We start from the raw sequence: 379 nt of genomic DNA, 5'->3' as shown, positions 1-379 counted from the left end.
CGTCGGGCGGTGGCGCAGGATGTTCTGGCTGAGCGGGAGTTGTTGCTGGATCCGGAGTATTTTCCTGCGTTGGCGGATTCGGTTGAGGGTTTTTCGGGTGCGGATGTGTGGGTGAAGCGGGGCCGGTTTGATACGGAGTTGACGCGTTACCGGTATGACGCGGTCCTGTATTCGGGTCCGGTTCCGGCGGGTTCGGATGAGGTTGTGGTGCGGTGGGGTCGGGAGGTGTTTTCCGTCGCGGAGGTGGGGGCATTCCTGGCGAGTTCGGGCGCCTCGCGGGTCCGGGTGGTGGGCGTCCCGAATGGCCGTGTCGTAGACGACTACGCGGTGCTGGCGGGCCTCGATGGGGATGTCGTGCCGGCGGGTGCGGGTGCGGGTG

General features: G+C 66.2%; 1 protein-coding gene. It reads left to right on the top strand.

Translation table 11 applies throughout. From position 1 onward, the window contains the following. Positions 1-379 (top strand): hypothetical protein (locus IO30_RS46485; protein ID WP_209439906.1); only part of this gene is annotated, 379 nt, incomplete at both ends.

This window comes from Streptomyces xanthophaeus (genome assembly GCF_000725805.1).
Lineage (GTDB): Bacteria > Actinomycetota > Actinomycetes > Streptomycetales > Streptomycetaceae > Streptomyces > Streptomyces xanthophaeus.
Note: the sequence above shows the minus strand (reverse complement) of the source record. Positions and strands in the feature narration are given on the sequence as shown.